23 protein-coding genes are annotated in these 26792 nt (G+C 73.9%); 17 read left to right on the forward strand and 6 right to left on the reverse strand.

Annotated elements, in window-relative coordinates; all coding sequences use genetic code 11:
- Positions 1-86: 86 nt before the first annotated feature.
- Complete coding sequence (locus ABZV00_RS20655; protein ID WP_355608549.1) at positions 87-734, reverse strand: hypothetical protein; 648 nt, start codon at positions 732-734, stop codon at positions 87-89.
- Between the two features lie 180 nt (positions 735-914).
- Here ABZV00_RS20655 and ABZV00_RS20660 point away from each other — a divergent pair, with 180 nt between their 5' ends.
- The 9 genes from ABZV00_RS20660 (at position 915) to ABZV00_RS20700 (ending at position 10312) form a co-directional block, all read left to right on the forward strand.
- Entirely contained in the window at positions 915-1697 is a 783-nt protein-coding gene (locus tag ABZV00_RS20660) for a GNAT family N-acyltransferase (RefSeq protein WP_355608552.1), read from the forward strand.
- A complete protein-coding gene (locus tag ABZV00_RS20665) occupies positions 1694-2647 on the forward strand; it encodes a lysophospholipid acyltransferase family protein (RefSeq protein ID WP_355608555.1) in 954 nt (317 codons plus the stop codon). Before ABZV00_RS20660 ends, ABZV00_RS20665 begins: the two co-directional genes overlap by 4 nt.
- A gap of 134 nt (positions 2648-2781) precedes the next feature.
- On the forward strand, positions 2782-3606 hold the full coding sequence (locus tag ABZV00_RS20670) for a DUF4097 family beta strand repeat-containing protein (protein ID WP_328419970.1): 825 nt from the start codon (positions 2782-2784) through the stop codon (positions 3604-3606).
- Positions 3603-4226, forward strand: a complete 624-nt coding sequence (locus ABZV00_RS20675; protein ID WP_355608558.1) for a PadR family transcriptional regulator — start codon at positions 3603-3605, stop codon at positions 4224-4226. Before ABZV00_RS20670 ends, ABZV00_RS20675 begins: the two co-directional genes overlap by 4 nt.
- A gap of 99 nt (positions 4227-4325) precedes the next feature.
- On the forward strand, positions 4326-5027 hold the full coding sequence (locus tag ABZV00_RS20680) for a response regulator transcription factor (protein WP_030336721.1): 702 nt from the start codon (positions 4326-4328) through the stop codon (positions 5025-5027).
- Positions 5024-6580 (forward strand): HAMP domain-containing sensor histidine kinase, encoded by a 1557-nt coding sequence (locus ABZV00_RS20685; RefSeq protein WP_355608561.1) that lies wholly within the window; start codon positions 5024-5026, stop codon positions 6578-6580. Before ABZV00_RS20680 ends, ABZV00_RS20685 begins: the two co-directional genes overlap by 4 nt.
- 62 nt (positions 6581-6642) lie before the next feature.
- On the forward strand, positions 6643-8250 hold the full coding sequence (locus ABZV00_RS20690; RefSeq protein WP_355608564.1) for a trypsin-like peptidase domain-containing protein: 1608 nt from the start codon (positions 6643-6645) through the stop codon (positions 8248-8250).
- 180 nt (positions 8251-8430) lie between these two features.
- Positions 8431-9102, forward strand: a complete 672-nt coding sequence (locus tag ABZV00_RS20695) for a BON domain-containing protein (RefSeq protein WP_355608567.1) — start codon at positions 8431-8433, stop codon at positions 9100-9102.
- A gap of 154 nt (positions 9103-9256) precedes the next feature.
- Positions 9257-10312, forward strand: coding sequence for a glycosyltransferase family 4 protein (locus ABZV00_RS20700; protein WP_328426077.1), 1056 nt, complete (start codon positions 9257-9259; stop codon positions 10310-10312).
- Between the two features lie 31 nt (positions 10313-10343).
- Here ABZV00_RS20700 and ABZV00_RS20705 read toward each other — a convergent pair whose 3' ends face one another.
- Complete coding sequence (locus ABZV00_RS20705; RefSeq protein WP_355608570.1) at positions 10344-11822, reverse strand: protein kinase; 1479 nt, start codon at positions 11820-11822, stop codon at positions 10344-10346.
- 154 nt (positions 11823-11976) lie between these two features.
- Here ABZV00_RS20705 and ABZV00_RS20710 point away from each other — a divergent pair, with 154 nt between their 5' ends.
- From ABZV00_RS20710 to ABZV00_RS20740, 7 genes are all read left to right on the forward strand, one after another.
- Positions 11977-12810, forward strand: a complete 834-nt coding sequence (locus ABZV00_RS20710; protein WP_355608573.1) for a patatin-like phospholipase family protein — start codon at positions 11977-11979, stop codon at positions 12808-12810.
- Complete coding sequence (locus tag ABZV00_RS20715) at positions 12810-13826, forward strand: 1-acyl-sn-glycerol-3-phosphate acyltransferase (RefSeq protein WP_328419956.1); 1017 nt, start codon at positions 12810-12812, stop codon at positions 13824-13826. The genes ABZV00_RS20710 and ABZV00_RS20715 overlap by 1 nt, the downstream gene beginning before the upstream one ends.
- Positions 13827-13835: 9 nt before the next feature.
- Positions 13836-14156 (forward strand): divalent-cation tolerance protein CutA, encoded by a 321-nt coding sequence (gene cutA, locus ABZV00_RS20720; protein ID WP_328419954.1) that lies wholly within the window; start codon positions 13836-13838, stop codon positions 14154-14156.
- A gap of 48 nt (positions 14157-14204) precedes the next feature.
- Positions 14205-17765 carry a hypothetical protein gene (locus ABZV00_RS20725; protein WP_355608577.1) on the forward strand — a complete coding sequence of 1187 codons (3561 nt, stop codon included), beginning with the start codon at positions 14205-14207 and terminating at the stop codon, positions 17763-17765.
- Between the two features lie 134 nt (positions 17766-17899).
- Positions 17900-18952, forward strand: a complete 1053-nt coding sequence (locus ABZV00_RS20730; protein ID WP_328419950.1) for an acyl-CoA desaturase — start codon at positions 17900-17902, stop codon at positions 18950-18952.
- 143 nt (positions 18953-19095) lie between these two features.
- Complete coding sequence (locus ABZV00_RS20735; RefSeq protein ID WP_355608580.1) at positions 19096-19389, forward strand: 4a-hydroxytetrahydrobiopterin dehydratase; 294 nt, start codon at positions 19096-19098, stop codon at positions 19387-19389.
- A complete protein-coding gene (locus ABZV00_RS20740) occupies positions 19386-20540 on the forward strand; it encodes an FHA domain-containing protein (RefSeq protein WP_328419946.1) in 1155 nt (384 codons plus the stop codon). The genes ABZV00_RS20735 and ABZV00_RS20740 overlap by 4 nt, the downstream gene beginning before the upstream one ends.
- Before the next feature lie 56 nt (positions 20541-20596).
- On the opposite strand, the gene rocD is transcribed toward ABZV00_RS20740, so the two are convergent.
- The 4 genes from rocD to ABZV00_RS20760 form a co-directional block, all read right to left on the reverse strand.
- Entirely contained in the window at positions 20597-21811 is a 1215-nt protein-coding gene (gene rocD, locus ABZV00_RS20745) for an ornithine--oxo-acid transaminase (RefSeq protein WP_328426075.1), read from the reverse strand.
- The gene (gene ddaH / locus ABZV00_RS20750) at positions 21811-22626 is read right to left on the reverse strand and encodes a dimethylargininase (RefSeq protein WP_355608722.1); all 816 of its coding nucleotides are present in this window, start codon (positions 22624-22626) and stop codon (positions 21811-21813) included. Before ddaH ends, rocD begins: the two co-directional genes overlap by 1 nt.
- 351 nt (positions 22627-22977) lie before the next feature.
- A complete protein-coding gene (locus tag ABZV00_RS20755; protein WP_328419944.1) occupies positions 22978-23706 on the reverse strand; it encodes a DMT family transporter in 729 nt (242 codons plus the stop codon).
- A gap of 110 nt (positions 23707-23816) precedes the next feature.
- On the reverse strand, positions 23817-25742 hold the full coding sequence (locus tag ABZV00_RS20760) for a ricin-type beta-trefoil lectin domain protein (RefSeq protein WP_355608584.1): 1926 nt from the start codon (positions 25740-25742) through the stop codon (positions 23817-23819).
- A gap of 179 nt (positions 25743-25921) precedes the next feature.
- Between ABZV00_RS20760 and ABZV00_RS20765 the strand changes: the two genes are divergently transcribed.
- Complete coding sequence (locus ABZV00_RS20765; RefSeq protein ID WP_355608587.1) at positions 25922-26731, forward strand: DNA-formamidopyrimidine glycosylase family protein; 810 nt, start codon at positions 25922-25924, stop codon at positions 26729-26731.
- Positions 26732-26792: the final 61 nt, after the last annotated feature.

The raw sequence follows: 26792 nt of genomic DNA on the forward strand, positions 1-26792 counted from the left end.
AGGCAACAAGGTCAATCAGGCGCGGTCCGTACGGCGTGGTCCTTCTCGAGGTGGAGGCGGGTCCGTCCTGCGGACGACGCCGTGGGTCAGCGGGCGATCCAGGTGGCCCGGGCCGCGCCCAGCAGGGCACCGTCCGGGCCGTACAGGCTGGTGTGCACGAGCGCCTTGCGGCCGTCGATGCGAATCAGCGCACCGGTCACCACGCACTCGTCGCCCGGCGCCGGCAGCGCGGTGACCACGGCGGCGATCCGGCCCAACACGTACGGCCGGCCGGGTGCGAGCACCGTCCAGCCGCCGGGGCAGTCCAACGCCGCCCAGGCCGTGGCGCCGCTGACCTGCTCGGGTGCCCGGAACGGCGCGGCGGTCCGCCCGTCCGGCAGCCGGCCGGGGAAGATCCGCAGCCCGTCCGTCCGGTGCGGGCCGCAGACGTAGCAGTCGGGGAACGGGTGCTCGACCAGGCCGGGGTGGCGGGTCGCGGCGTCCACCGCGACGTCCCGGTCGACCGGCGGTACGACGGCGTCCACCTCTCCGGTCGGGCGGACCTCGGCCACCAGCTCGCCGGCCGGGTCACGAACCTCGCCGTCGACCATCCGCAGCGCGGTCTCCAACGGCGGCGGCCGGCGCAGCGTCACCTCGACCGGTCCGGGGCCGCCCGCGGCGGCGGCGAAGACTCCGGCGCTCCAGCCGCCGTTGCCGGAGCCGGAGGGCCCGTTGTAGCGGGACTCGATGCGCATCGTCGACCTCCGGAGGGCTGTGCCGGCACCGTCGCCGGGTCCGTCCGGCAGCCTCGCACGGGCACCGTCGGGCACCTCCGGCGGCCGTACCGGTGGGTCATCCGGTGGTTGGGCCGGCGTTCACCCGATCGACACCGGTGGTCACCGGGGATGGCAACCCGGGGCACTTACACAGATCCCATGGCCGTTCTGCATGCCGCTGGCGCACCCCTTACGACCAGCGGATACACCCTGCTGATCGCCGACGACCCCACCCAGGTCGCGGCCGCGCAACGCCTGCGTCACCAGGTGTTCGCCACCGAGCTCGGCGCCACCCTCCGCCCGGGCGAGGTCGGGTTGGACGTGGACCCCTTCGACGCCCACTGCGACCACCTCATCGTCCGCCAGGAGAGCACCGGCGAGGTGGTCGGTACCTACCGGCTGCTGCCGCCCGGCCGCACCAACCGGCGGTACGCCGAGGACGAGTTCGACCTCGCCGCGCTCGACCCGCTCCGTGACGTCCTGGTCGAGGCGGGCCGGTCCTGCGTGCACCCGGATCACCGCTCCGGCGCGGTGATCAACCTGATGTGGGCCGGTATCACCCGTTACCTGCACCTGCGAGGCTCGCGCTGGCTCGGCGGCTGCGCCTCGGTGCCGGTGGCCGACGGCGGTCGCGCGGTCGCCGAGGTGTGGGCACAGGCCCAGGCCCGGCACCTGGCGCCGCCGCCGCTGCGGGTCCGCCCGCTGCGGCCCTGGTTCGCCGAGCCGGCCGCACTCGTTGACCCGGCGACCACCGTTCCCAGCCCGGCCGGCCGGGCCCTGGTGCCGCCGTTGTTGCGCGGTTACCTCCGGCTCGGCGCGTGGATCAGTGGTGAGCCCTCGTACGACCCCGACTTCGGGGTCGCGGACTTCTACGTGCTCTTCTCGCTCGACCGGATGAACCCGCGCTACCTGCGGCACTTCCTGGGCGGGGTGGAGCGGTGACCGCCGTGTCGGATGACCTGTGGCGGCCCTCCTCCGGCTGCGACGAGGAGTGCCTGCCGGCGGCCGGCGAGGTGCCGACGGTGCCGGTGCCCCGCCGGGTCCTTCGGTTGGTCGCCGTGGCCGGCATGCTGCTGGCCGGGGCGGGCCTGGCGGTGCTCCTGCCGGTGTTGCCGGCACCGGAGCGGCAGGCGGCGGTGCGCGGTTGGGCCCGGGGCACCGCGCGGGCGTTCGGCGTCCGGCTGGTGATCCGGGGCCGGCTGCCCCGGCGGCGCGCACTGCTGGTCGCCAACCATGTCTCGTGGCTGGACATCCTCGCGGTGCTGGCGGTCGCGCCGACCCGGATGGTGGCGAAGCGTGAGGTCCGCTCCTGGCCTGTGCTCGGCCTGCTGGCCGCGGCGGCGGGCACGGTCTTCGTGGACCGGTCCCGGCCGCGGGCGCTGCCGGCCACCGTGCGCCGGGTGACCGACGCGCTGCGCGCCGGCCGGCCGGTCGCGGTCTTCCCGGAGGGTACGACCTGGTGCGCCGGGGACGGCGCGGCCGACTGCCGTCCCGGCGGCGGGTTCCGGCCCGCGATGTTCCAGGCGGCCATCGACGCGGGCAGCCCGGTGGTGCCGCTGCGGCTCGCCTACCGGTGCGAGGTCACCGGGACGGCCACCACGGCAGCCGCCTTCCTTGGTGCGGACACCCTGCTGCGCTCGATGGCGCGGGTGGTCGCGGCGCGGGAACTGGTGGTCTCGGTGACGATCGCCGCCGCGCTGCACCCGGCCCGCGACGCCGACCGGCGGTTGCTGGCCCGGGCCGCCGAGTCGGCCGTACACCTGCGGCCTGTGGCGGGTGCCGCGACGCGGGGCCGGCTGCACCCGGTGCCCACCTTGACGGCCGTCGCGTCGCCCGCATCCGCGCCCGCGCTGACGCCGGACGCCGGCCGGGAGCTGGACCTGGCGGCCTGATCATCCACGCCACGGGGTGGACGCCGCTCCGCCCGGCGGCCTGACAACTGGCGGCAGTCTTGTGCTGTCGCGATGTATCGCGTTACTGTCTCGTTGTCGGACGCGCGTCGGCGCGTCGTCGAGGGGAGAACGCGATGACCGGATGGACGGTCGACAGCCCGCAGCGGCTCACCGTGGACGGCCCGGTCACCCGGCTGGACGTCCGCCTGGTGAGCGGGCGGCTCAACGTGGTCGCCACCGACGGCCCGACCCGGATCGACATCACCCGGGTCGGCCGGCGGCCCGTCCTGATCACCCACTCCGACGGCCGGCTCACCCTCCGCCAGGAGCGCGGTCGGGGCTGGGCGGACGCCCTGCGGTGGCTCCGGTCGCTGACCCGCTACCCGAAGGTGGACGTCTCCGTCGCGGTGCCCGCCGACGTCCTCGCCGACCTCCGCCTGGTTGCGGGCTCGCTGGTCGCCTCCGGCTTGCGCCGGGAGACCACGGTCGACGTGACCGCCGGCCAGATCACCCTGATGGGGCTGCGCGGCAGCACCTCCGCGAAGATCACCTCCGGGCCGGTGGAGGCGCTCGGGGTGGGTGGTGACCTCACCCTGGAGACGGTCTCCGGGGAGGTGATCCTCGCCGACAGTGCCGCCGACCGGGTGCACGCCCAGACCGTTTCCGGAGCTATCACCTGCGACCTGGACAACCCCCGGGGCAGCGAGATCCGGCTCACCACTATCTCCGGCAGCATCACGGTGCGGGTCCGGGAGGACAGCGACCTCGATGTCCGGCTGCACACCGCCTCAGGCCGGATCACCAGCGGGTTTCCCCAGGTGCGGACCTCGACATTCCCGCTGGCCAACAGCGAGGGGGTGCTCGGCGCAGGCGAGGGTAAGCTCTGGGCTTCCGCCACCTCGGGCAGCATCGCGCTGCTCGCCCGGCCGGTGCGCGACGACGAGAAGGAGCTGCCGTGACCGCCGTGTTCAGCCACGGCCGGCTCCGGCTCTACCTGCTCAAGCTCCTCGACGACGGCCCGAAGCACGGCTACGAGCTGATCCGCCTCCTGGAGGACCGGTTCCTCGGGCTGTACGCCCCCAGCGCCGGCACCATCTACCCCCGGCTCCAGCGGCTGGAGGCCGAAGGGCTGGTCAGCCACACCGCCGCGGGCGGCCGCAAGACGTACGGCATCACCGACGCGGGCCGCGACGAGCTGCGCCAGCGCGACGGCGAGCTGGCCACCCTGGAGGCGGACATCGCCGCCTCGGTGGCGGACCTCTCTACCCTGGCGGGCGAGATCCGCAGCGAGGTGAGCGGCTCGGTGCGCGACCTCAAGCGGGAGCTCAACGCGGCCGCCCGGCAGACCCGGCGTACCCGGTGGGAGTCTTCGGCGCCTCCCCCTCCGCCGCCGCCCGGTCCGGCGTCGGCCAATGGGCCGAGCGCGGCCCTGCTCGACGAGTTCGACCAGCGGCTGGCCGCGTTCACCGCCGAGGTGGGCCGGCTGGCGCGGGCCCGGCAGTTCAGCGACACCCAGGTGCGTACCGCGATCCGACTGCTCGACGGCGCGCTGGACGGGCTGCGCCGGCTGCTGCGCTGACCGTCGTCGCCCGCCGGGGAGAGGTGGCGGTCAACGACTCACAGGGTTTTTGCAGGAAGTGTCCAGCGCCGACGCAGTGAGGTCACCGATGATGGGCACATGCCCGCTACCCAAACCGAGGCGCGACTGCTCGTCGTCGAGGACGACCCGAACATCCTCGAACTGCTCTCCGCAAGCCTGCGCTTCGCGGGGTTCGACGTGGCCACCGCGACCAGCGGCAGCGCGGCCCTGAATGCCGCCAAGGATCACCGGCCCGACCTGGTGGTGCTCGACGTGATGCTGCCGGACCTGGACGGCTTCGAGGTCATCCGGATGCTCCGCGAGGGCGGTACGCGTACCCCGGTGGTCTTCCTGACCGCCCGGGACGCCACCGACGACAAGATCCGTGGGCTGACCCTGGGTGGCGACGACTACGTCACCAAGCCGTTCAGCCTGGAGGAGTTGACGGCCCGGATCCGGGCCGTGCTGCGCCGCACCACCACCGGGGAGCAGGCCCCGTCCCGGCTCACCTTCGCCGACCTGGAGTTGGACGAGGAGACCCACGAGGTGCACCGGGCCGGGCAGCGGGTGCAGCTCTCGCCGACCGAGTTCAAGCTGCTGCGCTACCTGATGCTCAACGCCAACCGGGTGCTGTCCAAGGCGCAGATCCTGGACCACGTCTGGAACTACGACTTCCGCGGCGACGACAACATCGTCGAGTCCTACATCTCCTACCTGCGGCGCAAGGTCGACACCACCCAGCCCCGGTTGATCCACACCCTCCGCGGCGTCGGGTACGTGCTGCGCAAGCCAGCGGCGTGAACGCGGTCCAGCAGGCGAAGGGACGGCTGCGGGGCGTACCACTGCGGTTCAAGCTGGTCACCTCGGTGCTGGCGCTCGTCGCTGTCGCACTGCTGGTGATCAGCTCGCTGACCGCCTACTTCCTCCGCAACTACCTGGTGGGCCAGGTGGACGGGCAGATCAGGTCAACCGCCCAGGGTCTCGGTCAGCTGCTCCCAAAGCTGCGCAGCGGTGAGATCAACGCCATGCTGCCCAGCGACTACGTCGTGACCCTCGCCGACGACCAGCGGGTGTACCGGGCGATCTACGACGACATCAGTCTCGACCCCGAGCAGTTGCCCACCTTTCCCACCAGTCGTGCGGGCTTCGCGGATCTGGAGGGGGAGCCGCGGACCGTCGTGTCCCACGACGGCCAGACCCGGTGGCGGGTGTACTACGCCGCCCAGCGCGACGGCTCGGTGCTGGCGGTGGGCCAGCCGCTGACCGAGGTGGACCGGGCGGTGCAGCAGCTCGTCTGGATCGACCTCCTAGTCGGCGGTGCGGTGCTGATCATGCTGGCCTCGATCGGCGCGGCCATCGTGCGGACCAGCCTCAAGCCGCTGGTGGAGATCGAACGGACCGCCGCGGCCATCGCCGGCGGTGACCTGACCCGCCGGGTGCCCGACCCGGAGGAGGGGCAGGAGTACCCCACGTCCGAACTGGGCCGGCTCTCCCGTGCGCTGAACGCGATGCTCGCCCAGATCGAGGCGGCGTTCACCGCCCGGGCCGCCTCGGAGACCGCCGCCCGCTCGGCCGAGAGCACCGCGCGGGACGCGGCCGCTGCCGCCCAGGCGTCCGAGGCGCGGGCCCGGCGCTCGGAGGGGCGGATGCGGCAGTTCGTCGCGGACGCCTCGCACGAACTGCGTACCCCACTGACCACCATCCGCGGCTTCGCCGAGCTGTACCGGCAGGGCGCAGCCCGGGCACCGGAGCAGACCGCCGGCCTGCTGCGCCGGATCGAGGACGAGGCGGCCCGGATGGGGCTGCTGGTGGAGGACCTGCTGCTGCTCGCCCGACTGGACCGGGAACGGCCACTCTCGCTCGCCCCGGTGGAGCTGCCGGTGCTCGCCTCCGACGCGGTGCACGCCGCTCGGGCGATCGCGCCGGACCGGCGGATCGAGCTGGAGATCGAGCCCGGCTCGGGCCCTCTCGTCGTCTTCGCCGACGACGCGCGGCTGCGTCAGGTGATCGGCAACCTGGTCACCAACGCGCTGACCCACACCCCGCCGGACGCCGAGATCACGCTGCGGCTGCGCGCCGAGCCGGGGAACCTCGCGGTGGTGGAGGTGGCCGACACCGGTCCGGGCCTCTCCCCGGAGCAGACGGAACGGGTGTTCGAGCGGTTCTACCGGGCCGATGCGGCGCGCACCAGGCGGGCCGACGGCAACACCGGCACCGGCCTCGGCCTGGCCATCGTGGCGGCGCTGGTCGCCGCCCACCACGGCTCGGTGGAGGTGACCGAGACCCCCGGCGGCGGGGCCACGTTCCGGGTCCGGCTGCCTCAGGCGCCTCAGGTCGACGAGACGGGCGAGTGACTTTCAGCCAACTTCCAGGACGGATCCAGCTTGATCGCAGTGGCCGGGGAGAAGGTAGTGGCATGACCGAGTTCGAGTCCGACCCGCAGCGCCGGCCGGCCGCAACCGACGCCGAGCCGTCGCACCCCACCGCCGAGCTGCCGCGCGACGAGCGCGCGCAGTCCGACTCCCCGACCACCCCTGTTCCGGTCGTGTCGACCACCGAGGACGCGGCGACCACCGCCGTCACCCCGGCCGTGCCCGCCGCCTCCGCCGGCCAGCCGGCCAGCGCACCGCCGGCCTTTGGGCAGCCGACCGGGTACGAGCCCGGCCAGCCGGCCAGCGCGCCGCCGGCCGTTGGGCAGCCGACCGGGTACGAGCCCTCGGCCGCCACCCCCTCCGCGCCGCCGTACCCGGTCTCCGGGCACCCGGCGCCCGGCCAGCACGGCTACCCGCAGCCGACCGCCGGCCGGTACCCCGGCTCTCCGTGGTACCCGGGCCAGCACCAGTCCGGCTGGGCCGGCGGGGGCCAGCCGGGCGCGGCGTACCAGCAGCACCAGCACCAGCAGCAGCACCCGGGGCAGCCGGTGCCGCCCTGGGGTCCGCAGGCTACGCCGCCCGGCACCGGGCCCCGGCCGGGCCGGATCGCCAAGTTCGCCGGCGCCGGTGTCGCGGTGTTCGCCCTGATGCTCGGCTCCGGCGTGGCGGGCGGGTCGCTCGCGCTCGCTCTCGACGACGACGGTGGCGGTGTCACCCGCACCTACTCCGCGGCCCCGGTGCTCAACAGCGCCGACCTGCCGAAGATCGCCGCCGCCGTGCAGGACAGCGTCGTCTCCATCGCCACCGACAGTGGCGAGGGCTCCGGTGTGGTGCTCAGCGCCGACGGCTACGTGCTCAGCAACAACCACGTGGTCGCCTCCGCCAGCGGGGACACCGTGCAGGTGGTCTTCGCCGACGGCAAGACCGCCGAAGCGAAGATCATCGGTACCGACCCGAAGACCGACCTGGCCGTGGTGAAGGCCAACGGGGTCTCCGATCTCAAGCCGGCCACCTTCGGTGACAGCGACGGCATGCAGGTCGGCGACCAGGTGCTCGCCCTGGGCAGCCCGCTCGGCCTGCAGGGCTCGGTGACCGCGGGCATCCTCAGCGCCCGGGACCGCACCATCCGGGCTGGCGAGGGTCAGCAGCAGGACCCGAGCCAGCAGGGCCAGGCGGTCAGCTCGATCTCCGGCCTGCTCCAGACCGACGCCCCGATCAACCCGGGTAACTCCGGTGGCGCCCTGGTCAACACCCGGGGCGAGGTGATCGGCGTCAACACCGCCATCGCCACCTCCGGGCAGAGCACCGGCAACATCGGCGTCGGGTTCGCCATCCCCAGCAACAAGGCCAAGGACGTCGCGGGCAAGCTCCAGCGCGGCGAGAAGGTCAGCCACCCGTCGCTCGGGGTCGGCGTCAACCAGGCCGAGGGCGGCGGCGCCCTGGTCGCGTCGATCACCGCGGGCAGCCCCGCCGAGAAGGCCGGCTTCCAGCGGGGTGACGTGATCACCCGGTTCGGCGACAAGGCGGTCAACGACTCCGACGACCTGGTCGGCGCGGTGCAGGCCGGCAAGGTCGGCGACCGGGTCGAGGTGCAGTTCAAGCGGAACGGCGCCGAGAAGTCGGCAACCGTGACGCTCGCCGAAACGTCCTAACCGATATCTGAACCTGCCTCCTCCCTCCGGCGGCGGGTGGCGGGGCCAAGGGGGTTGGCTCCGTCACCCGCCGCTCTTTTCCGCCCTGACGGCGGTTCACCCGGATCGGGTGAACCGCCGTCACCCGTGCGCCCGGCACGTTCGGAAGGCGAGCCCGCGACCGTACGGGGGGTGGATGCCATGAGCACGGCGACGGATGTCCGCGACGACCAGCAGATCCAGCGCGACGTCCTGGCCGAGCTGGCCTGGGACGCGCAGCTGCAACCGAACGAGATCGGCGTGACCGTCGACCAGGGGGTGGTCACCCTGACCGGATTCGTCGACGGCGCCGCCCGCAGTTGGGCGGCGACCCGCTGCGCGCAGCGCGTCCGTGGGGTGCGGGCGGTAGCCGACGAGATCGAGGTGCGGCTGCCGGGCACACCGGGGCGTACCGACGCCGAGATCGCCATCGCCGCCAGTCGGGCGCTGGAGTGGGACAGCTTCGTGCCGGCCGAGCGCCTGGACGTGACAGTCGCGAACGGCTGGCTGATGCTCCGCGGCGAGGTCGAGTTCGGCTGGCAGCGCCGCGCTGCCGAGGGGGAACTGCGCCGGCTGGACGGCGTACGGGGGATCACCAACCTGGTCGAGGTGCGACCGTCGGCGCCGCCGGTCGCCGAGCGGTTGCGGCGCGACGTACAGCGCGCGCTGCTGCGCACGCTCGGCGCCGACCGGGTGACCGTCGAGGTGGACGGCGACACGCTGGTCCTGGCCGGGGTGGTCCACTCGTGGTGGGAACGCGACCAGGTCGAGCGGGTGGCCTGGTCCGCGCCGGGGGTGCGGGTGGTCCACGACCAGCTCCTGGTCGGCGGTTGAGCGTCCGTCTTTGTCCGGTTTACCGGAGACGCCGTGGGGAAACCGCCGCAGACCATGCCGGCGGCGACGCTCGACCGGGGATCAACGGGGAGGACTCGTGGTTGTGAACCACCCGCCCGCCGACCGCCCTCCGGAGCGGTCGTTGCGCATCGCGATGGTGGTCCCGCCGTGGCTGTCCGTACCGCCGCCTGGCTACGGCGGCCTGGAACAGGTGGTCGCCGGCCTGGTGGACGCGCTGACCGGGCACGGCCACGCGGTAACCCTGTTCGGTGCCGGCGTCGAGCACGGCACCGCCGCCGGCGGCTTCGTCTCCACCGTTCCCGAGGTCCAGTACGAGCGGCTCGGCGAGTCACTGCCGGAGCTGGCCCACCTGGCCCGGGTGAACCAGATGATCACAGCGGCGGACTTCGACGTGATCCACGACCACACCACGATCGGCCCGCTGGTGGCCGGCCGCCGGGCCGTGCCGACGGTGGCGACCGTGCACGGCAACCCGGTGGGGGAGTACGGCGACGTGCTCGGCGAAGTCGACCAGGGGGTCGGGCTGGTGGCCATCTCGCACGCCCAGCGCCGGCTCAACCCGCTCCTGCCCTGGGTCGGTACGGTGCACAACGCGTTGGACATCCGGGGCTTTCCACGCAAGACCGCACCCGGTCCCGGGCCGGTGCTGTGGTTGGCCCGGTTCAGCCCGGACAAGGGCCCGGACTTCGCCATCCGGGCGTGCCGAGCGGCCGGGGTGCCGCTGCTGCTGGCGGGCAAGTGCAACGAGCCGGCCGAGCGCCGCTACTACGAGCAGGTGGTCGAGCCGCTGATCGGCGACGACGTCAGGGTCGTGTTCAACGCCGGCCGCGCGGAGACCCTGCGGATGCTGGTCGACGCCCGATGCCTGATCATGCCGATCCAGTGGGACGAGCCGTTCGGCATGGTGATGTTGGAGGCGATGGCGACCGGCACACCGGTGGTCGCACTCGACCGGGGCGCGGTGCCGGAGCTGGTCCTTCCCGGGGTGACCGGGCTGGTGTGCGAGCGGCCGGAGGACCTGCCCGAGGCCCTGCGGGCGGCGAAGCAACTGGACCCGGAGGACTGCGTGGCGCACGTCGCGGAGAACTTCTCGACCGAGCGCCTGGCGTCCGGCTACGAGGAGGTCTACCGACGGGTCGTCGCCGGCCGGCACGACGTCCGCGAGTCGGCCGGAGTCGCGGTCCGCTGATCAGCCTGCCCCGGTGCCGTTGTGGCCGCGGTCAGACCCGGGCCGCACCCAGCTCGGCGATGGCGGCGTCCAGCCGCTCCGCGTACGCCGGGCTGATGCCGCCCTCGCCCAGCCGGACGGCGACCTTCTCGCGCAGCCGGGCCACCGGCGGAGCCAGCTCGCCCCGGCCGGAGCCGACGGCCGCGGTCAGGTTGCGCAGCTCGTTGCGCAGGTCGAGACCGACGTCGGGGCGGATCTCCCCGGCGTCCAACCCGGCGCCGATCAGCCGGTTGAGCCGGTTGGCGGCCTCCACCAGCGTGCCCGGCTCCGAGGTGGGCGAGCCGGTGCTCGACCGCGCCGACGGTGACGCGGCCGGGCCCGACGGCTCGCTGATCGGCGGATCGTTCGACGCGGACGCCGACGGACCAACCGAGGGCTGCGTCCGGGGCGCTGGCTGCCGATCGTCGGGCAGCAGGGCCGCGACGGCCAGCGCCACACCGACCGCCAGGATGCCCGGAACCAGCAGCAGGGCCGGCCGGCGACGCGACCGGGCCGGCCCACCGTCGGCCGGTCCCGCCTCCGGTGCGGCCGGTTCCGCCGCCGCCCCGCCGGTTTCGGTCGCCACGGTGTCCGGCACCGAGGGTGCCGGGGGCGGGGTCAGCGTGGGCACCCGGATGGTGGCCGTCGGCGGGTCGGCCGGCAGCGGCTGGTCGCGCAGCGCGGTGGAGACCTGCCGGGCGGTCGGCCGGTCGGCCGGATCCCGGGCCAGGCTGCGCAGGCAGATCCGGGCCACGACCGGCGGCAGCTCCGGCACCTCGGCCAGCGTCGGCGGCGGGCCGCCCGCCAGCGCTGCGCTGAGCTGCTCCCAGGTGTCCGCCGGGTACGGGACCCGGCCGGTGAGCGCCTCGTGCAGCAGCACGCCGAGCGAGTACACGTCGGTGGCCGGCTGGGCGGGCGCGCCGTCGAGCCGTTCCGGTGCCACGTATGCCGGAGTCCCGAAGGTGCCGCCGTCCTCGTCCTCGTCCGGTGCCCCGATCCGGGTGGCGATGCCGAAGTCGAGCACCTTGACGCCCACGTCGGTCATCATCACGTTGGCCGGGGTGATGTCGCGGTGCACGATGCCGAGCCGGTGCGCGGCGGCCAGCGCGTCCGCGATCTGCGCGCCGACCTGGACCGCCTCGGCCCACGGCAGCGGCCCCTCGGTGAGCCGCAGCTTCAACTCCTCGCCGCTGAGCAGCTCCATCACGACGAACGAGGTGATGGAACCGTCCGGGTCGACCGTCTCGCCGTAGTCGTGCACCGAGGTCACGTGCGGGTGGACCAACTGGGCCGCGGCCCGGGCCTCCTCGCGCACCATGCCCCGGAACCGGGCGTCGGCGGCCAGCGACGGGGCGAGCACCTTGAGCGCGACGACCCGGTCCAGCACCTCGTCCCGGGCGCGCCAGATGACCGACATGCCGCCGGCGCCGACCTGGTCGATGAGCCGGTACCTGCGGGCCAGCAACCGGCCCGGATGCAGTGCTGCCTTCACGGATCGCACCTGCCTCGGGGTGGGAGCGGTATCAGGTTGCGCGAATGTGTCCGGCCTGTCAACGCCGTCGTCGATGAGTGGCCCTGTCGTGCGCCGCCCCCTCCCGCGACGGCGGCCGACCGGTCGGCGGCGGGCCCGTGCCAGGATGAGTGGTATGGCGGGGGGACCGGTGGCGTTCGTACTCGGCGGCGGGGGAGTGCTCGGCGCGGTCGAGGTGGGCATGTTGCGTGCCCTGTTCCGGGCCGGCATCCAACCCGACCTGGTGCTCGGCACCTCGATCGGCGCGGTCAACGGCGCGCTGGTCGCCGCCGACCCGTCGGAGGCGGTGACCGACCGGCTGGTCCGGCTCTGGGCCTCGCCGGAGGCCAGCGAGGTGTACGGCGACTCGGTCGCCCGGCAGGTGCGCCGCTTCGCCGCCCGGACCCACCTGCACTCGCCCCGACCGCTGCGCCGCCTACTCGAATCCGAGTTGGGGGTGGACACCACCTTCGCCGACCTGCGGGTGCCGTTCCGTTGCTGCGCCGCGCACATCGAGCGGGCCGCCGAGCACTGGTTCGACAGCGGTCCGGTGGTGCCGGCGGTGCTGGCGTCGGCCTCGGTGCCCGGCCTGCTTCCGCCCACCGAGATCGACGGAGCGCACTATGTGGACGGTGGCATCGTCAACTCCATCCCGATCGGCGAGGCGGTGGCCGTCGGGGCCCGCCAGATCTTCGTCCTCCAGGTGGGCCGGATCGAACGGGAGCTGACACCGCCCCGGCGTCCGTGGGAGATCGCGCAGGTCGCGTTCGAGATCTCCCGCCGGCACCGGTTCTTCCGCGAGATGGCCGCGCTGCCCGAGGGGGTGGAGGTGCACGTCCTGCCGACCGGGGGGCTGAACCCGCGCGACGACACCCCGTGGGCGTACCGGGACGTGGCGGCGGTGGGGCGGCGGATCAGCCGGGCGTACACCGCCTCCCGGCACTACCTGGCCACCCACGTGGTGCGGTGATGCCGTTGCCCCCCAGGTGGCTGCGCCGGCTGCTGTTCGCCCCTGCCGTGGTGCTGCTCGCGGTCGCCGTGGTGACCACGCTGCCGGTCTGGGCGCTGGTCGCCGCAGCCGCCTCCCCCCTGGTCCGGGGCCGGTTGCGCCCGCTGCGACTGCTCTGGATCGGCTGCGTGTACCTGGTCTGGGACGCCGCCGCGCTGCTCGCGCTCTTCGTGCTCTGGGTCGTCTCCGGCTTTGGCTGGCGGACCCGGTCGCCGGCCTTCCAGCGCGCGCACTACGTGCTGGCGGGCTGGTTCCTGCGGGTGCTGTTCTGGCAGGCCCACTGGACGCTGCGGTTGCGCATCGACGTGGTGGGCACCGACCCCGACACCGCCCTGCCCGGCCGGCCTGAGCTGGTGCTCTGCCGGCACGCCGGGCCTGGCGACTCGTTCATCCTGATCCACGGGCTGGTCAACTGGTTCAACCGGGAGCCGCGGATCGTGCTCAAGGACAGCCTCCAGTGGGACCCGGCGATCGACGTGCTGCTCAACCGGCTGCCCAACCGGTTCATCGCGCCGACGCCGGAGCGCGGCGAGGAGACGGTACGCCAGGTCGGGCACCTGGCCACCGGCCTGGACGACAACGACGCCTTCGTGATCTTCCCGGAGGGCGGCAACTTCACCCCCAAGCGCCGGCTGCGTGCCATCGCCCGGCTGCGCTCCCTCGGCCTGGAGCGAATGGCCCTGCGCGCGGAACGGATGCGGCACGTGCTCGCCCCGCAGCCCGGTGGGGTGCTCGCCGCGCTGGACGCCGCCCCGGACGCCGGGGTCATCTTCGTCGCCCACACCGGGCTGGACCGGATGGTCACCGTCGCCGACGTGTGGCGCGAACTGCCGATGGACAAGCGGATCGTGATGCGGTTCTGGTCGGTGCCGCCGGAGGACGTGCCGACCGGTCGGCAGGAACGCATCGACTGGCTTTATGACTGGTGGGCGCGGATCGACACCTGGATCGCGGCCAATCGGGAGGTCGCCGCGTAGGGTGCGGACGTGGACCAGATCTGCGTGGTGACGACGGTGGTGGATGCGCGTTCGGTCGCCGACGTGCTGGCGGCCGCGGCCGTCGCCGGACGGCTCGCCGCCTGCGCCCAGGTCGGCGGTCAGGTGGACAGCACCTACTGGTGGCGGTCCGGGGTGGAGACCAGCACCGAGTGGTCGGTGCAGTTCAAGACCGCGCCGGACCGGCTGACCGCGCTGGTGGACCAGGTCCGGGCCAGCCACCCGTACGAGGTGCCGGAGATTCTGGTGTCCAGGGTGGAGAGCGGTGACCCCGGCTACGCCACCTGGGTACACGAGCACACGCGCCCCTGAGTACGCGCACTCTGGGCGGGCACCCCACCCGGTCTCGATGATGACCGGGTGGATGACACCGGCTATCCCTGCCCCGCCTGCGGCGCCCCGGCCGACCTGAGTACCGGGTGCGCCGGCTGCCGTCGTCCGCCCGACCCCGTCGCCGCCGAGGTGGTCCGGCTGGGCCGGGAGGTCGCCCAGCTCGCGCCGGAGGTGGAGCGGGCCCGCCGGACGTACGTCGAGCTGGCCGGGCGGCTGGCGGCCAGTACGCAGCGGCGGGCCGAGTTGGCCGCGCGCGTTCGCGCCGGGCTGGCCGCTTCCGTCGCCGTGCGCCCGACGCCGTTCACCGGCCCGATGCCGTTCCAGGGGCCGGGGACGCCCGCCGGGCCGGGGGTTCCGGCGCCGGTCGGTACGGGATCCCCGGCACCCGGCGCGGCGGAGACCTCGACGCGGACGGTCCAGGGCCTGCTCTTCGTCCTCGGTGGACTCCTTCTGGGTACCGCGGCCGTGGTCTTCACTGCGGTGGCCTGGGCGGCGGTGGGGGTCGGCGGACGGGCCCTGATCCTGGCGGCGGTCACCGCGCTCGTCCTGGCCGCCCCGCTGCTGGCGGTTCGTCGGGGGCTGCGCGGCACGGCGGAGACGTTCGCCGCGGTGGGGCTGCTGCTGGTGGTGCTGGACGGCTACGCGGCCTGGTCGGTGGACCTGGCCGGTGTGGCCGGCTGGCCGGGCAGCAGGTACGCCGCGCTGGTCGGGGGGGCCAGCGCGGCGGTCGCCGTGGCGTACGCCCGGTGGAGCCGGTTGACCGGGCCCTGGTTCGCCGCGTTGCTGGCCGCCCAGCCGGTGCTGCCGCTGCTCGCCGTCGAGGCCCGGCCGGGGGCGGGCGGTTGGGCGCTGGTCCTGCTCGGGGTGGCGCTGCTCGACCTGGCCGTGCTGGCCGCGCTGCGCGATCGGGGGCGGCCGGCCCAGCTCGCCGGCCGTGTGCTCGCCGGGCTCGGGCACGTCGCCGCGCTGGTCGGTGCCGCCGGCTGCGCCGTGGTGCCGCTGCTGCTCGGCCGGGCGGCGGGTGCACCGCTGTTGGCCGGGGTTCCGCTGTTGCTGGTCGCGCTGACCGGGCTCGGTGCGGCACGGTTGGTCGGCGGACGGGCGCTGCGGGTGGTGGCGGCCGGGCTGCTGGTGCCGGTGCTCGCCGCCGCGCTGCTGCGCCCGGTGGCCGAGCTGCGGCCGTCACTGCTGCTGCTCGCGGCGGCCACGGTGGCCCTCGGGCTGGCCGGCGCCGTACGGCTGCTGCCCGCCGGCTGGCGGACCGGCCCGCGCGTCGGGGCGCTGCTGGTCTCGGCGGGCACGGTGCAGACCGCGGTGCTGATCACCGGCGGGCTGGCGGTCGCCGCCGGTGCCCGATCGCTGCCGCCGTGGACTGGTGCCGAGAACGGTCCGGACCTGGATTGGGGCTGGCAGGTGGCACCCGCTCTGGCGGTGGCGCTCGCCGCGATGGCCCTCCTGCTGCCCCGGGGCGCGCGGGTGCCGCTCGCCACGGCCGGCGCGGCGGCCGTGCTGCTCGCCGTGCCCGTCGGCTGGGCGGCGGCCTGGCCGGTCGTGGTGGCCGTGGACCTGGTCGGCGGGGTCATGCTGCTGCTCGCCGTGCTGGCCCGTCCGGCGGCCCGACCGGCCACGCTGCTCACCGGGGCGCTTGGCGGCGCCGTCCTGCTGGGGCACGGGCTGCTGGTGGCCCTGGCCGCCCCGGCCGCTGCCCTGGTGGCGCTCGGGACGATCACCGTGCTCGGGTTGGCACTGGCCGTGCGCCGGGCCGCCGGGCCGTACCGGTGGGTGGCCGGTCCGGGGCTGCTGGTCGCGCAGCTCGCGCTGCCGGCGGTCGCCGCGCTGGCGCTGTTCGCCGTGGGTGCACCGCCCTGGTGGCAGGCCCGGGCCGCGCTGGCCGCCGCCGGGCTGCCGCTGGTCGCGGTGCTCGCGGCGCGTCGCCACCGGGTCGAGCTGACCGGGTACGCGGTGACCGGTGCTGCGGTCGCGGTGACTGCGGCCGGGCTCGCGCCGCTGGTCGTGGCGGGGGATGAGCGGCTCGGGCTGTACGCCGCGCTGGCGGCGCTGGGCGTCGTGTTCGTCGCCCGGCGGGACCTGCCGACAGCCGGCGATCAACCTGATGAGTCGCGGGTGCCGGTGGTCGGGGGGTCGTCGGCGGTCGGGGGGCCGCCGGCGATCAGCCGGTCGGGTCCACTGGTGGTGGCGGGCGCCGGGCTGGCGGCGGTCGCGGTGCTGGCCGCACTGCCGGCACTGCTGAGTGCGCTGGCCGCCCCGTACGGCAGCCGGGGGCCGATCTGGTCCGGGGTGCCCACGGTCGTCGCCGACCCGGCGGCGCTCCCCGCCGGGCTGGCGCTGGTCGCGTTGGCGGTGGCCGCCGCGCTGATCGGCCGGGGGGTCCGACCAACGCTGCTGCCCGCGCTGCCGTTCGCCGCGGGTGCGCTGCCGGTGCTCCTCGTCGCGGTCGGCGCGCCCTGGCCGGTGCTGCCGGTAGCCGTCCTGCTCGCCGGGTTGGCCGCGCTGCTGCTCGCGGCCCTGGCGGTGCCTCGCCCGGCGCTCGCGCCGATGGCGGTGCCGGTGGGGGCGGTGCTGGCCGCCGCCGGTGTGGTGGGGCTGTTGGCCACCCGGGCGGGCACGCTCGCCGCCGAGGGCATGCTGCTGGTGGCGGCGGTGGCCGTCGCCGTCGGGGCGCGGATCGTCGAGGTGCGCGTCACGGGTTGTCTTGCGGCGGTGGGCGCGGCCTCCGCGCTGGCGGTGACCGTGCCGCTCGCCGGCGGGCTGCCGCTGCGGGCGGCGGCGTACCCGCTGCTGGGGGTGGCCGCGCTGGTCCTGGCGGTCGCCGCCGCGATCAGTCCGCCGGTCGCTGCGGCGGGAGCGCCCACCGACACGTCCGGGGCGGGTGCTTCGGCCGACTGGAGTGTGGCGGGGCGGGCCGGGGTCGGGCGGGTGCAGGACGGTGCCGCACAGGCGGTGGCGCTGGTGGCGGCACTGCTCGCGGTCGAGGTGGCGCGGCACCTCGCGACCGTCTGCGTGCTCTGGGGCGTCGCAGTGGCGCTGCGGCTGCTGCGCCGGGGCGAGCCGGCCGACCGGCGGTGGGCACTCGCCGGCATCGCCGGTGGCAGCGAACTGCTCGGGGCGTGGGTGCTGTTGGCCGCGGGCGGGGTGACCGTGCTGGAGGCGTACACCCTGCCGGCTGCGGCCCTCGCACTCGGCGCGGGCCTGTTGGCGCTGCGCACCCGACCCGGGCTGACCAGCTGGCCGGCGCTCGGCCCGGGGCTGGTCGCGGCGCTGCTGCCGAGCCTGGTGTCGGTGCTGGCCGGTGCGGACCCGCAGCCGTGGCGGCGGCTGCTGCTCGGCGTGGCGGCGCTGGGCGTGGTGCTGGCCGGCGCCACCCGCCGCTGGCAGGCCCCGGTGCTGCTCGGCGGTGGGGTGCTGGCGGTGCTGGCGCTGCACGAACTGGCCCGCGGCTGGGACCTGCTGCCGCGGTGGATCTACCTGGGTGCCGGCGGGCTGGCGCTGATCGGACTCGCCGCCAGCTACGAGCGGCGGCGCCGCGACCTGGCCCGGATACGGGCCGTGGTGGCCCGGATGGGCTGAGCCGAATCCCCGGGGGTAGGGCTCGCCCTACCCCCCATTCGGGGGTTGTCAGGGTTACTCAGCGCAACCAATGCCGGGAGACTCGAGATGAGCCCGGGCGCCCCGGCACGGGCGTGAGCGGGACGGGAGCACCAATGGCGCTCGGAGCGGTGGCGGAACCGCCGGTACGTCGGCGAGGCAGTGACTACGCACAGTTGTCCCGACGGATCAGCGAGGCAGGCCTGCTGGAGCGGCGCCCAGCCGCGTACGTCGCCCGCATCGTGATCACGCTCGGTGCCTTCGTGGCCGGCTGGGTCGCCGTGTTCCTGGTCGGCGACTCCTGGTGGCAGCTGCCGCTCGCAGCCGTGATGGCGGTGGCCACCACCCAGGTCGCGTTCCTCGGCCACGATGCCGGGCACCGCCAGATGTTCCGTCGGCGCGGCCCCAGCGAACTGGTGGGGCTGCTCGCCGGCAACGTCGCAGTGGGGATCAGCTACGGCTGGTGGGTCGACAAGCACAACCGGCACCACGCCAACCCGAACCACGAGGACGAGGACCCGGACGTCGGCGCGGGTGCCCTGGTGTGGACGCCCGAGCAGGCGCTGGAGACCCGTGGGTTCGGCCGCTGGATGGCCAAGCGGCAGGCGTACTTCTTCTTCCCGATGCTGCTGCTGGAGGGGCTGAACCTGCACGTGGCGAGCATCCGGGCGATCGTCGGCCGGGAATCGGACGGCGGGTACAGCACCCCAATGCGGCACCGGGCCGTCGAGGCGGGGCTGCTCGTCCTGCACACCGCCGGCTACGTGGCGCTGCTGCTGGCGGTCATGTCGCCGGGGAAGGCACTGCTCTTCGCTGTCGTGCACCAGGCGTTGTGGGGCCTCTACATGGGCTGCGCGTTCGCGCCGAACCACAAGGGCATGCCGATGCCGACCGCCGAGGACGAGCTGGACTTCCTGCGTAAGCAGGTGCTGACCTCCCGCAACGTGCGGGGCAGCCGGCTGGTGGACACCGCGCTGGGCGGGCTCAACTACCAGATCGAGCACCACCTGTTCCCGAACATGCCCCGGGCCAACCTGCGCCGGGCGCAGCCGATCGTTCGCGCCTACTGCGACGAGCAGGGCATCTCGTACACCGAGACCGGGCTGGTCGAGTCGTACCGGCAGGCGCTCGGCCACCTGCACGACGTCGGACAGCCGCTGCGCGGCTGAGCACGCCGGCCGCTGCGCGGCTGAGGACGTACCTGGTGGGGGCGGTGCCGGAGGGCACCGCCCCCGCTTCGTCGTGTGGGGTCCGCCCCGACACCCCGCCACCGCTGGTCGGTGGCACTCGCCGTGCCCGGTAGGGTCGGCGCATGGCAGACCTGCTCACCGCGGAGGCGGTGCGAGACGAGCTGGGCGGGCTGACGGGCTGGTCGGGCGATGGCACCGGGATCAGCCGCACGGTGGAGCTGACCAGCTTCCCGGCGGCCATCGCGGTGGTCGACCGGGTGGCCGGGACAGCCGAGGAGCTGGACCACCACCCTGACATCGACATCCGCTGGCGCACGCTGACCTTCCGCTGCGTCACCCACTCGGCCGGCGGGGTCACCCACCGCGACGTCGACCTGGCGCGTCGGATCGACGAGATCATTCGGAGCGCCCGATGAGGTTTGAGATCAGCAAGGTGCTGGACGCCATCGAGGGCCGGGTCTGCACGGACCCGTCGCTGGCCCGGGCCGTGCTCGACCTGGCTGAGGTGATCCGCTACCAGGACATCGACGGCGGCCGGCCGGCCAGCCTGCTGCGGCTCGGCATGGTCATCGACGCGCTCTCCCGCGAGCTGGAGGAGGACAGCGTCCAGGTCTACGCCGTGGTGCACCGGGCGCTGCTCTCCGACGCCGACCTCACCTCCAACGAGCGGATGGTGGTCCGCCGCTGGGCCGACGACGGGCTCGTCGAGGTGCTCGACAACCCGGGCGACCGGATGTTGGAGGTAGCCGACCTGCTCGGGCTTCCGGTGCTCAGCCGGGTCCGCTTCGACGGGCTGCGCGGGCGGTTCCCGTGGCTGGTCGAGCAGGCCGGACGGGTGCTCGCCCCGGTGCCCGGTGCCGGCGGACCTGCGTTCATCGCGCACGTCGGTGGCGGGCACACGCCGGTTGCCGGCAAGCGCTCGCCGACCGGGGCGAAGCTGCTGGCCCGCCAGTGGCGCTGCCCCGAGCCGGGCTGCGCGCTCTTCGGCAGTGGTGGCGGAGGCGGCGCGTTCGCCGACCTGGCCCGGGTGGTGGAACGCAGCCCGGCCGGTCAGCCGCCGCCCGCGCTGCGCAACGGCGTACCGACCTGCCCCCGGCACGGCGTGCGGCTCGGTGACGCCGGCCCCCGGCCACGCTCCGAGGTGCTCGCGGTCCGCGTCGGCGGCCTGGTCCGGCGGCGGTTCGTGCTGACCGAGGAGCAGCCGGTGGTGGCCGGTCGGGCACCCGAACAGGACGGCGGGATCATGCTCGGGCAGTGGCTCAATGACGAGGCCCGGCGGTGGATCAGTCGTGGGCACGTCCGCTTCGAGCTGCGGGTCGGCGAGGTCATCGTGACCGACGTCAGCACCAACGGCTCCGGCATCCGGCCGGCCGGCTCGATGGCCGAGTCCGACCGGATCCCCCTGGCCCCGCAGCAGTCCCGGGTGCTGGGCGAGGGCGACATGGTGGAGCTCTACCCCGGGGTGCAGGTCGGCCGCGCCGAGGAGCTGCCCGCCGGCGCCCCGTTCACCCCGACCTCGGTGATGGCCGAGGCCCCCACCATGGCGATGCGCCTACCCCGCGCCTGACGTGCGGGCGGGCGCCGGGATCGTGGTCCCGACGCCCGCCCGAAGTACGTTCCGGTTCAGCTGGCCAGCACGGCGGCGAGCTGAGCCACCGCGAGGTCGATCTCCTCCTCGGTGATCACCAGCGGCGGGGCGAGCCGGATGGTGGAGCCGTGGGTGTCCTTGGCGAGCACACCGCGCTGGGCGAGCCGCTCGCACGCCTCCCGTCCGCTCATCAGCGCCGGGTCGATGTCCAGACCGGCCCAGAGACCACGGACGCGCACCCCGACCAGGCCCTTGCCGACCAGCCCCTCCAGGCCGGCCCGCAGCCGTTCGCCCAGCTCGGCCGAGCGGCGCTGGAACTCGCCGGTTGCCAGCAGTCGGACCACCTCGATCGCCACCGCGCAGGCCAGCGGGTTGCCGCCGAAGGTGGAGCCGTGCTGGCCGGGCTTGAGCACGCCGAGCACGTCGGCGTTCGCGGCCACGGCGGAAACCGGCACGATGCCGCCGCCGAGCGCCTTGCCCAGCAGGTACATGTCCGGCACGACGCCCTCGTGGTCACAGGCGAAGGTGGTGCCGGTGCGGCCCAGGCCGGACTGGATCTCGTCAGCGATGAAGAGCACGTTGCGGTCGGTGCACACCTGGCGTACGCCCGGCAGGTAGCCCTCCGGCGGCATCACGACGCCCTGCTCGCCCTGGATCGGTTCCAGCAGCACGGCGACGGTGTTCTCGTCGATCGCGGCAGCCAGCGCGTCCAGGTCGCCGTACGGGACCACGGTGAAGCCCGGGGTGTACGGCCCGAAGTCGGCGCGGGCGTCCTCGTCGGTGGAGAAGCTCACGATGGTGGTGGTCCGGCCGTGGAAATTGCCCTCGGCCACCACGATGTTGGCCTGACCGGCTGCCACACCCTTGACCTGGTAACCCCACTTGCGGGCCACCTTGATCCCGGTCTCCACGGCCTCGGCGCCGGTGTTCATCGGCAGCACCAGATCCTTGCCGCACAGCTCGGCCAGCTCCCGGCAGAAGTCGGCGAACTGGTCGTGGATGAACGCCCGGCTGGTCAGCGTCAACCGGTCCAGCTGCGCGTGTGCGGCGGCGATCAGTTGTGGATGCCGGTGGCCGAAGTTGAGGGCGGAGTAGCCGGCCAGGCAGTCCAGGTAGCGCCGGCCGTCCACGTCGGTGAGCCAGGCACCCTCCGCGGACGAGATCACCACCGGCAGCGGGTGGTAGTTGTGCGCTGTCCAGCGCTCGGCGTCCCGGACCGCTCCCGGCGTCCGCAGCATGTCGTCCACGATCACTTGCTTGCCTTTCCCTGACGGAGTCGCAGCGTGCAGCACTTCGGTCCGCCGCCGGCCTTACGCAGCTCGGACAGGTCGACACCGATGGTCTCGTAGCCCCGGTCGCGCAGCTTGGCGGCCAGGTCGGTGGCCTGCGCGGGCAGCACCACGTGCCGCCCGTCGCTGACCGCGTTCAGCCCCAGCACCTCGGCGTCGGCCATGGTGGCGTGCACGGCGTCGGGGAAGAGCCGACGCAGCACGGCCTGGCTGCCGGGCGAGAACGCCTCGGGCAGGTACGCCACGGTCCGCTCGTCGAGCACGGTCAGCGCCGTGTCCAGGTGGTAGAAGCGGGGGTCGACCAGCTGCATGGTGACCACCGGGTAGCCGAAGACCTCCTGCAACTGGGCGTGCGAGGCGTGCGCGGTGCGGAACCCGGTGCCGGCCAGCAGGTAGTCGCCGGCCAGCAGGATGTCGCCTTCGCCCTCGTTGACGTGCTTCGGGTCGTACATCTCGAAGCCGGCGGCCTCGAACCAGGCCCGGTAGGCCGGCGCCTCGTCGGCGCGCTGCGGGTCGCGGAACTGCACGGCCATCGCCTTGCCGTCGATCACGGTGCCGCCGTTGGCGGCGAAGACCATGTCGGGCAGGCCCTGCACCGGAGTGATCTCCTCGACGGTGTGGCCCAGGTCGAGGTACGTCTGGCGCAGCCGCTCCCACTGCTGGACGGCCAGCGCGGCGTCGACCGGCGCGCTCGGGTCCATCCACGGGTTGATCGCGTAATCCACGGCGAAGTACGTCGGCCGGCACATCAACAGGCGCTGGCTGGTGGCGTCCATCGTCATTGTCCTGCTCCCAGGGGTCGGGCGCGCCCGGCCACCATGGCCCACGGGCTGGCGCCGTTGCTCAACGTTATGCGGCGCCAGCAGCAGGATCCACCACCGAGAGTTGCGCACACCGAACATTCGTTGCGTCTGAGCCGTCGGCGGCTGCGATTCGTTGCGTGAGTGGTCGACGAGGCCGTGGAAACGCCTCGGGGCCCGGCGAACCGGGCCCCGAAAACACTTCAGGGGCGGCGAACCGCCGCCCCTGAAAGGGTGTCGCCCGGCCGATGAACCACCGGAGAGTTCGGGCTGCCGGCGAACCGCCGGCTTTTGCCGGTGCACCACCGGCGAGCGGAACAGTGCCCGCTAGAAACGATCGACAAACTGTGAGTCGAGCCACTCGCGGAACCGCTGCACCCAGTCGCCGTCGGTGGTCGGCCAGTCGAACTGGCCGGTCATCGCCAGCACCCCGAGCACCACCGCGGCCAGCCCGATCAGCACGCCGAACAGCGCGTCGGTCTTGCCGGCGACGTGCCGGCGGCGGGTGGCGGACAGGCCGAGCACCGAGAGCACCGCGCCGAGGGCGCCGAGCCCGATGCCGTACCCGGCCAGGGCGCCGGTCAGCACGAAGAGCGCACCGGCGACGGCGACGATGAGGCCGAACGTGGCGAGCAGGCTGGCGCGCGGCTTCGGGCCGCGCGTCACCGGCGGCTCGGTCCGCTCCGGCGCCGGGGAGACCGGCCGGTCGGTCGCGACCCGGTCCTCCGGGTCAGGCCGCCGGGTCTCGCCCTCCACCGGACGGGCGGTGGCGGCGCGGGCCACCGCGGCCCGTTCGGTCGCCCGCCGCTCGGCCTCGCCGGCGTCGCCGGCCTGGTCGTCGGTCGCGGTGGCGCTGCGGTACGTCGTCTGGTCGGCGGCCCGATCGGTGACCACCGGGCGGCCGGGGCTGTCGTCCGACCGGCCCACGCCGGTGACCGCCGAGCTTTCCCGGCCGCTGTCGACCGGGGTGTCGCGGCCGTCAATGCGGCCGTCGAGGTTCTCGTCCCGCGTCGGTGCCGGCTCGGACCGGCGGGACAGCGAAGGAATCCTGACCACAACACACCTCCTGATGAATGCGTGGTGGCCGACGGAACGGGTGGCACCCACGCGGTATGTCACCGGAGGTACCCAGAAGCTCGATTTTCGACACCCGATCGCACCGGCGGTCAGGCCGGCACCGTCCATTTCTGGTTGGCGCCACCGGTGCAACTCCAGACCTGGGTGGGGGTGGCGTTGGCCGAGGTGTTGCCCACCACGTCCAGACACTTGTTCGCGCTGACGCTGACCAGGTCGCGGGCCGCCGTCGCGGTCCAGCGCTGGTTCGCGGCGGCGGTGCAGGTCCAGATCTGCACCCGGCTGCCGTCGGCCGTGGCGTTGTCCCGGACGTCCAGGCACTTGCCCAGCGCCCGCACGGTGCCGTCGGTGCCGAGCGTCCACTGCTGTGCGGCGCTGCCGTTGCAGTCGTACAGCTGGACGGTCGTGCCGTCGGCGCTGCTGGCCGCAGCCACGTCGAGGCACTTGCCAGCCAGTCCGACGATCGGGCCGGTCCGGCCCCCGCCGCCCCCACCGGACTGGCTGCCCGACCAGGTGAAGGTGGCCGTGGTCCGGGCCGGAAGCGAGTACGTGAAGGACTGCCCGCCCCAGGCCACCTTGACCGACTGGGTGCCGGTGCCGCCGTTGTGGGCGATCAGCGCCTTGGAGCCGTCCGGGTTGACGTACGCCACGTTCGGCACCGAGCCGTTGGCGGTCGAGGCGATCCGGTACGCCCCGGGCTTGACGAACTTGGTGAGGTGCCCGGTGGTGTAGTACTCGATCGTGTAGTCGACCTGGCCGGCCCGGGAGCCGCCCTCCTGCACGGTGACCAGACCGGTGCAGACGTCACAGCCGCCGTTGTGCGGGCCCATCGACTGGTTGAGGGCGAGGCTCCACTTGACCAGGCTGCCGCTGTAGTTGCGGGCGTAGTTGACGATGTCGGCCAGGTCCTCATTGTGCTGGTTGCCGATCCAGGTGCCGCCGGAGTGTTCGGTGCTGAACTGGCGTACCGCCGGGTACTGGTTGCGCACCTGGGTGCCGACCGCCGGGTCACCGAAGTAGCCGTGCCAGGCGATGCCGCCGAAGAGCGGGTCGTTGCGGACGGCGGCGTCGGCCAGCAGCACCGCGCCGAAGTTCGGATAGTCGCCGTAGTTCCAGTCGTGCACGAGCACCTTGGTGGTGAGGCCGGCGGCGCGCAGCGCCGGGTACAGGTGGTTCTTGGTGAGCTCCACCAGCCCGGACCCGTTCCAGCTCATGCCCGGGTAGTTCATCGCCGTCGGGTTGCCGGCCTGGCAGCAGTTCGGCTCGTTCTGCACCGAGAGGTAGTTCACCGGTACGCCGGCGGCCTGGTACATCTGCACGTACTTGACCAGGTACTGGGCGTACATCGGGTAGTACTCGGACTTGAGCCAGCCCATCTGGTCCATCCGGCCGTTGTCCTTCATCCAGCCCGGGGCGCTCCACGGCACGCCCATCACCCGCAGCGCCGGGTTGAGCGACCGGGCCTGCGCGGTGAGCAGCCGGACGTTGGTGTCGTAGCCGTTGGCGTGGAAGTCGTTCAGGTTGCAGCAGGTGTCGTCGAGCGAGACGTTGCCGGGGCGGGAGAGGTCTGAGGCGCCGATCGGGTTGCGGACGAAGGAGAGGCCGATGCCGTCGGTTGGGGAGAAGAGCTTGCTCATCACGGCGTCGCGGGTGGCGGCGCTGATCGGACCGCCTCGGAACAGGTACGCAGTGGTGTCGGTGATCGACGCGCCACCGCCCTCGAACTGCTGGTAGCGGGTGTTCTCGTCGACCGTGATGGTGTGCGTCGCGCCGCCGCTGGTGGCGGCGAAGGTGACCGGTGCCTGTGGTTGGAGGCCCCGGCTGACCTGGCGGCCACCGGAGTCCGAGGTGGTGGTCAGCCAGATGCTCACCGGCTCGCCGGCGGCGGACGCCGGGGCGGGCAGGGCGACCGTGGCGACGGCCGCGGCGGTGCAGAGCGTGAGGAAGCTCGCCGCGGTCGTTCGGCGTCGGGACCGTCGGCGCTGGCCCGGTGGCGGGGGTACGGGGATGGCGGCCATTTGACGGCTTCCTCTCGCGCGGCAGATGGATGTCACGGATTGCCCCGACCTGTCCGGCATCCGTTGCCTACAGTTAATATTCCTTGTAATAGAAGTCAATGGATTCCTTGGGGTTGCTCACCGGCTGCTCGGACCGGGGCCCAGCCCTCTGAGGTCGCTGCTGACTATCCTTGGCACCCGTGCCAGAGGGACACACGATTCATCGGCTGGCGGCTCGGCACGCCGAGCTGTTCGCCGGGGACAAGCTGCACGCCGCCAGCCCGCAGGGCCGTTTCACCGAGGGCGCCGCCCTGCTCTCCGGCGCGGTGCTGGACGGCACCGAGGCGTACGGCAAGCACCTGCTGCACCACTACGTCGGCGAGTTGACCCTGCACGTGCACCTCGGGCTGTACGGAAAGTTCACCGACGGGCCGGGGGAGCCGCCGGAGCCGGTCGGTCAAATTCGGCTGCGGCTGGCCAGCGACCGGCACTGGCTGGACCTGCGCGGGCCGACCGCCTGCGAGCTGCTCACCCCGCCCGAGGTGGCCGCACTGCGTGGCCGCCTCGGGCCGGATCCGCTGCGCACCGATGCCGACCCGGAGCGGGCGTACGCCCGGATCTCGCGAAGCCCGACGCCGCTGACCGCGCTGCTGCTGGACCAGTCCGTGGTGGCCGGCACCGGGCTGATCTTCGTGACCGAGGCGCTGTTCCGGGCCGGGCTGCCGCCGACGCTGCCCGGGCGGCGGCTGACCCGGGCCGGTTGGGACGCGCTCTGGGCCGACCTGGTCGGGCTGATGCGGCTCGCGGTCGAGCACGGCCGGATCGACACCGTGCGTGACGCGCACCTGCCGGCGGCGATGGGCCGGCCGCCCCGGGTGGACCGGCACGGCGGCGAGGTGTACGTCTACCGCCGCCCCGGCGCGCCCTGCCACGTCTGCCGGGGCGAGGTGAGTCGCGGCGAACTGGCCGGCCGCAACCTCTACTGGTGCCGCACCTGCCAGGCCGCCTGATCGGCCCGGTGCCGGACGTTGCTCCGATGCCCTGTCGAGCTGCCCCAGATATGGGGCGGCT

Origin of the sequence: Micromonospora sp. NPDC005173, from assembly GCF_040608515.1 — a bacterium.
In the GTDB taxonomy this organism is placed as follows: Bacteria; Actinomycetota; Actinomycetes; order Mycobacteriales; family Micromonosporaceae; genus Micromonospora.

Excerpts from the sequence above, each read along its gene's own strand:
- ABZV00_RS20735 (WP_355608580.1), top strand. The coding sequence starts at position 19,096 with ATGGCAGACCTGCTCACCGCGGAGGCGGTGCGAGACGAGCTGGGCGGG.
- ABZV00_RS20680 (WP_030336721.1), top strand. The coding sequence starts at position 4,326 with ATGCCCGCTACCCAAACCGAGGCGCGACTGCTCGTCGTCGAGGACGAC.
- ABZV00_RS20690 (WP_355608564.1), top strand. The coding sequence starts at position 6,643 with ATGACCGAGTTCGAGTCCGACCCGCAGCGCCGGCCGGCCGCAACCGAC.
- ABZV00_RS20655 (WP_355608549.1), bottom strand. The coding sequence starts at position 734 with ATGCGCATCGAGTCCCGCTACAACGGGCCCTCCGGCTCCGGCAACGGC.
- ABZV00_RS20740 (WP_328419946.1), top strand. The coding sequence starts at position 19,386 with ATGAGGTTTGAGATCAGCAAGGTGCTGGACGCCATCGAGGGCCGGGTC.
- ABZV00_RS20660 (WP_355608552.1), top strand. The coding sequence starts at position 915 with ATGGCCGTTCTGCATGCCGCTGGCGCACCCCTTACGACCAGCGGATAC.
- ABZV00_RS20710 (WP_355608573.1), top strand. The coding sequence starts at position 11,977 with ATGGCGGGGGGACCGGTGGCGTTCGTACTCGGCGGCGGGGGAGTGCTC.
- ABZV00_RS20760 (WP_355608584.1), bottom strand. The coding sequence starts at position 25,742 with ATGGCCGCCATCCCCGTACCCCCGCCACCGGGCCAGCGCCGACGGTCC.
- ABZV00_RS20695 (WP_355608567.1), top strand. The coding sequence starts at position 8,431 with ATGAGCACGGCGACGGATGTCCGCGACGACCAGCAGATCCAGCGCGAC.
- ABZV00_RS20670 (WP_328419970.1), top strand. The coding sequence starts at position 2,782 with ATGACCGGATGGACGGTCGACAGCCCGCAGCGGCTCACCGTGGACGGC.
- ABZV00_RS20730 (WP_328419950.1), top strand. The coding sequence starts at position 17,900 with ATGGCGCTCGGAGCGGTGGCGGAACCGCCGGTACGTCGGCGAGGCAGT.
- ABZV00_RS20700 (WP_328426077.1), top strand. The coding sequence starts at position 9,257 with ATGGTGGTCCCGCCGTGGCTGTCCGTACCGCCGCCTGGCTACGGCGGC.
- ABZV00_RS20715 (WP_328419956.1), top strand. The coding sequence starts at position 12,810 with ATGCCGTTGCCCCCCAGGTGGCTGCGCCGGCTGCTGTTCGCCCCTGCC.
- ddaH (WP_355608722.1), bottom strand. The coding sequence starts at position 22,626 with ATGGACGCCACCAGCCAGCGCCTGTTGATGTGCCGGCCGACGTACTTC.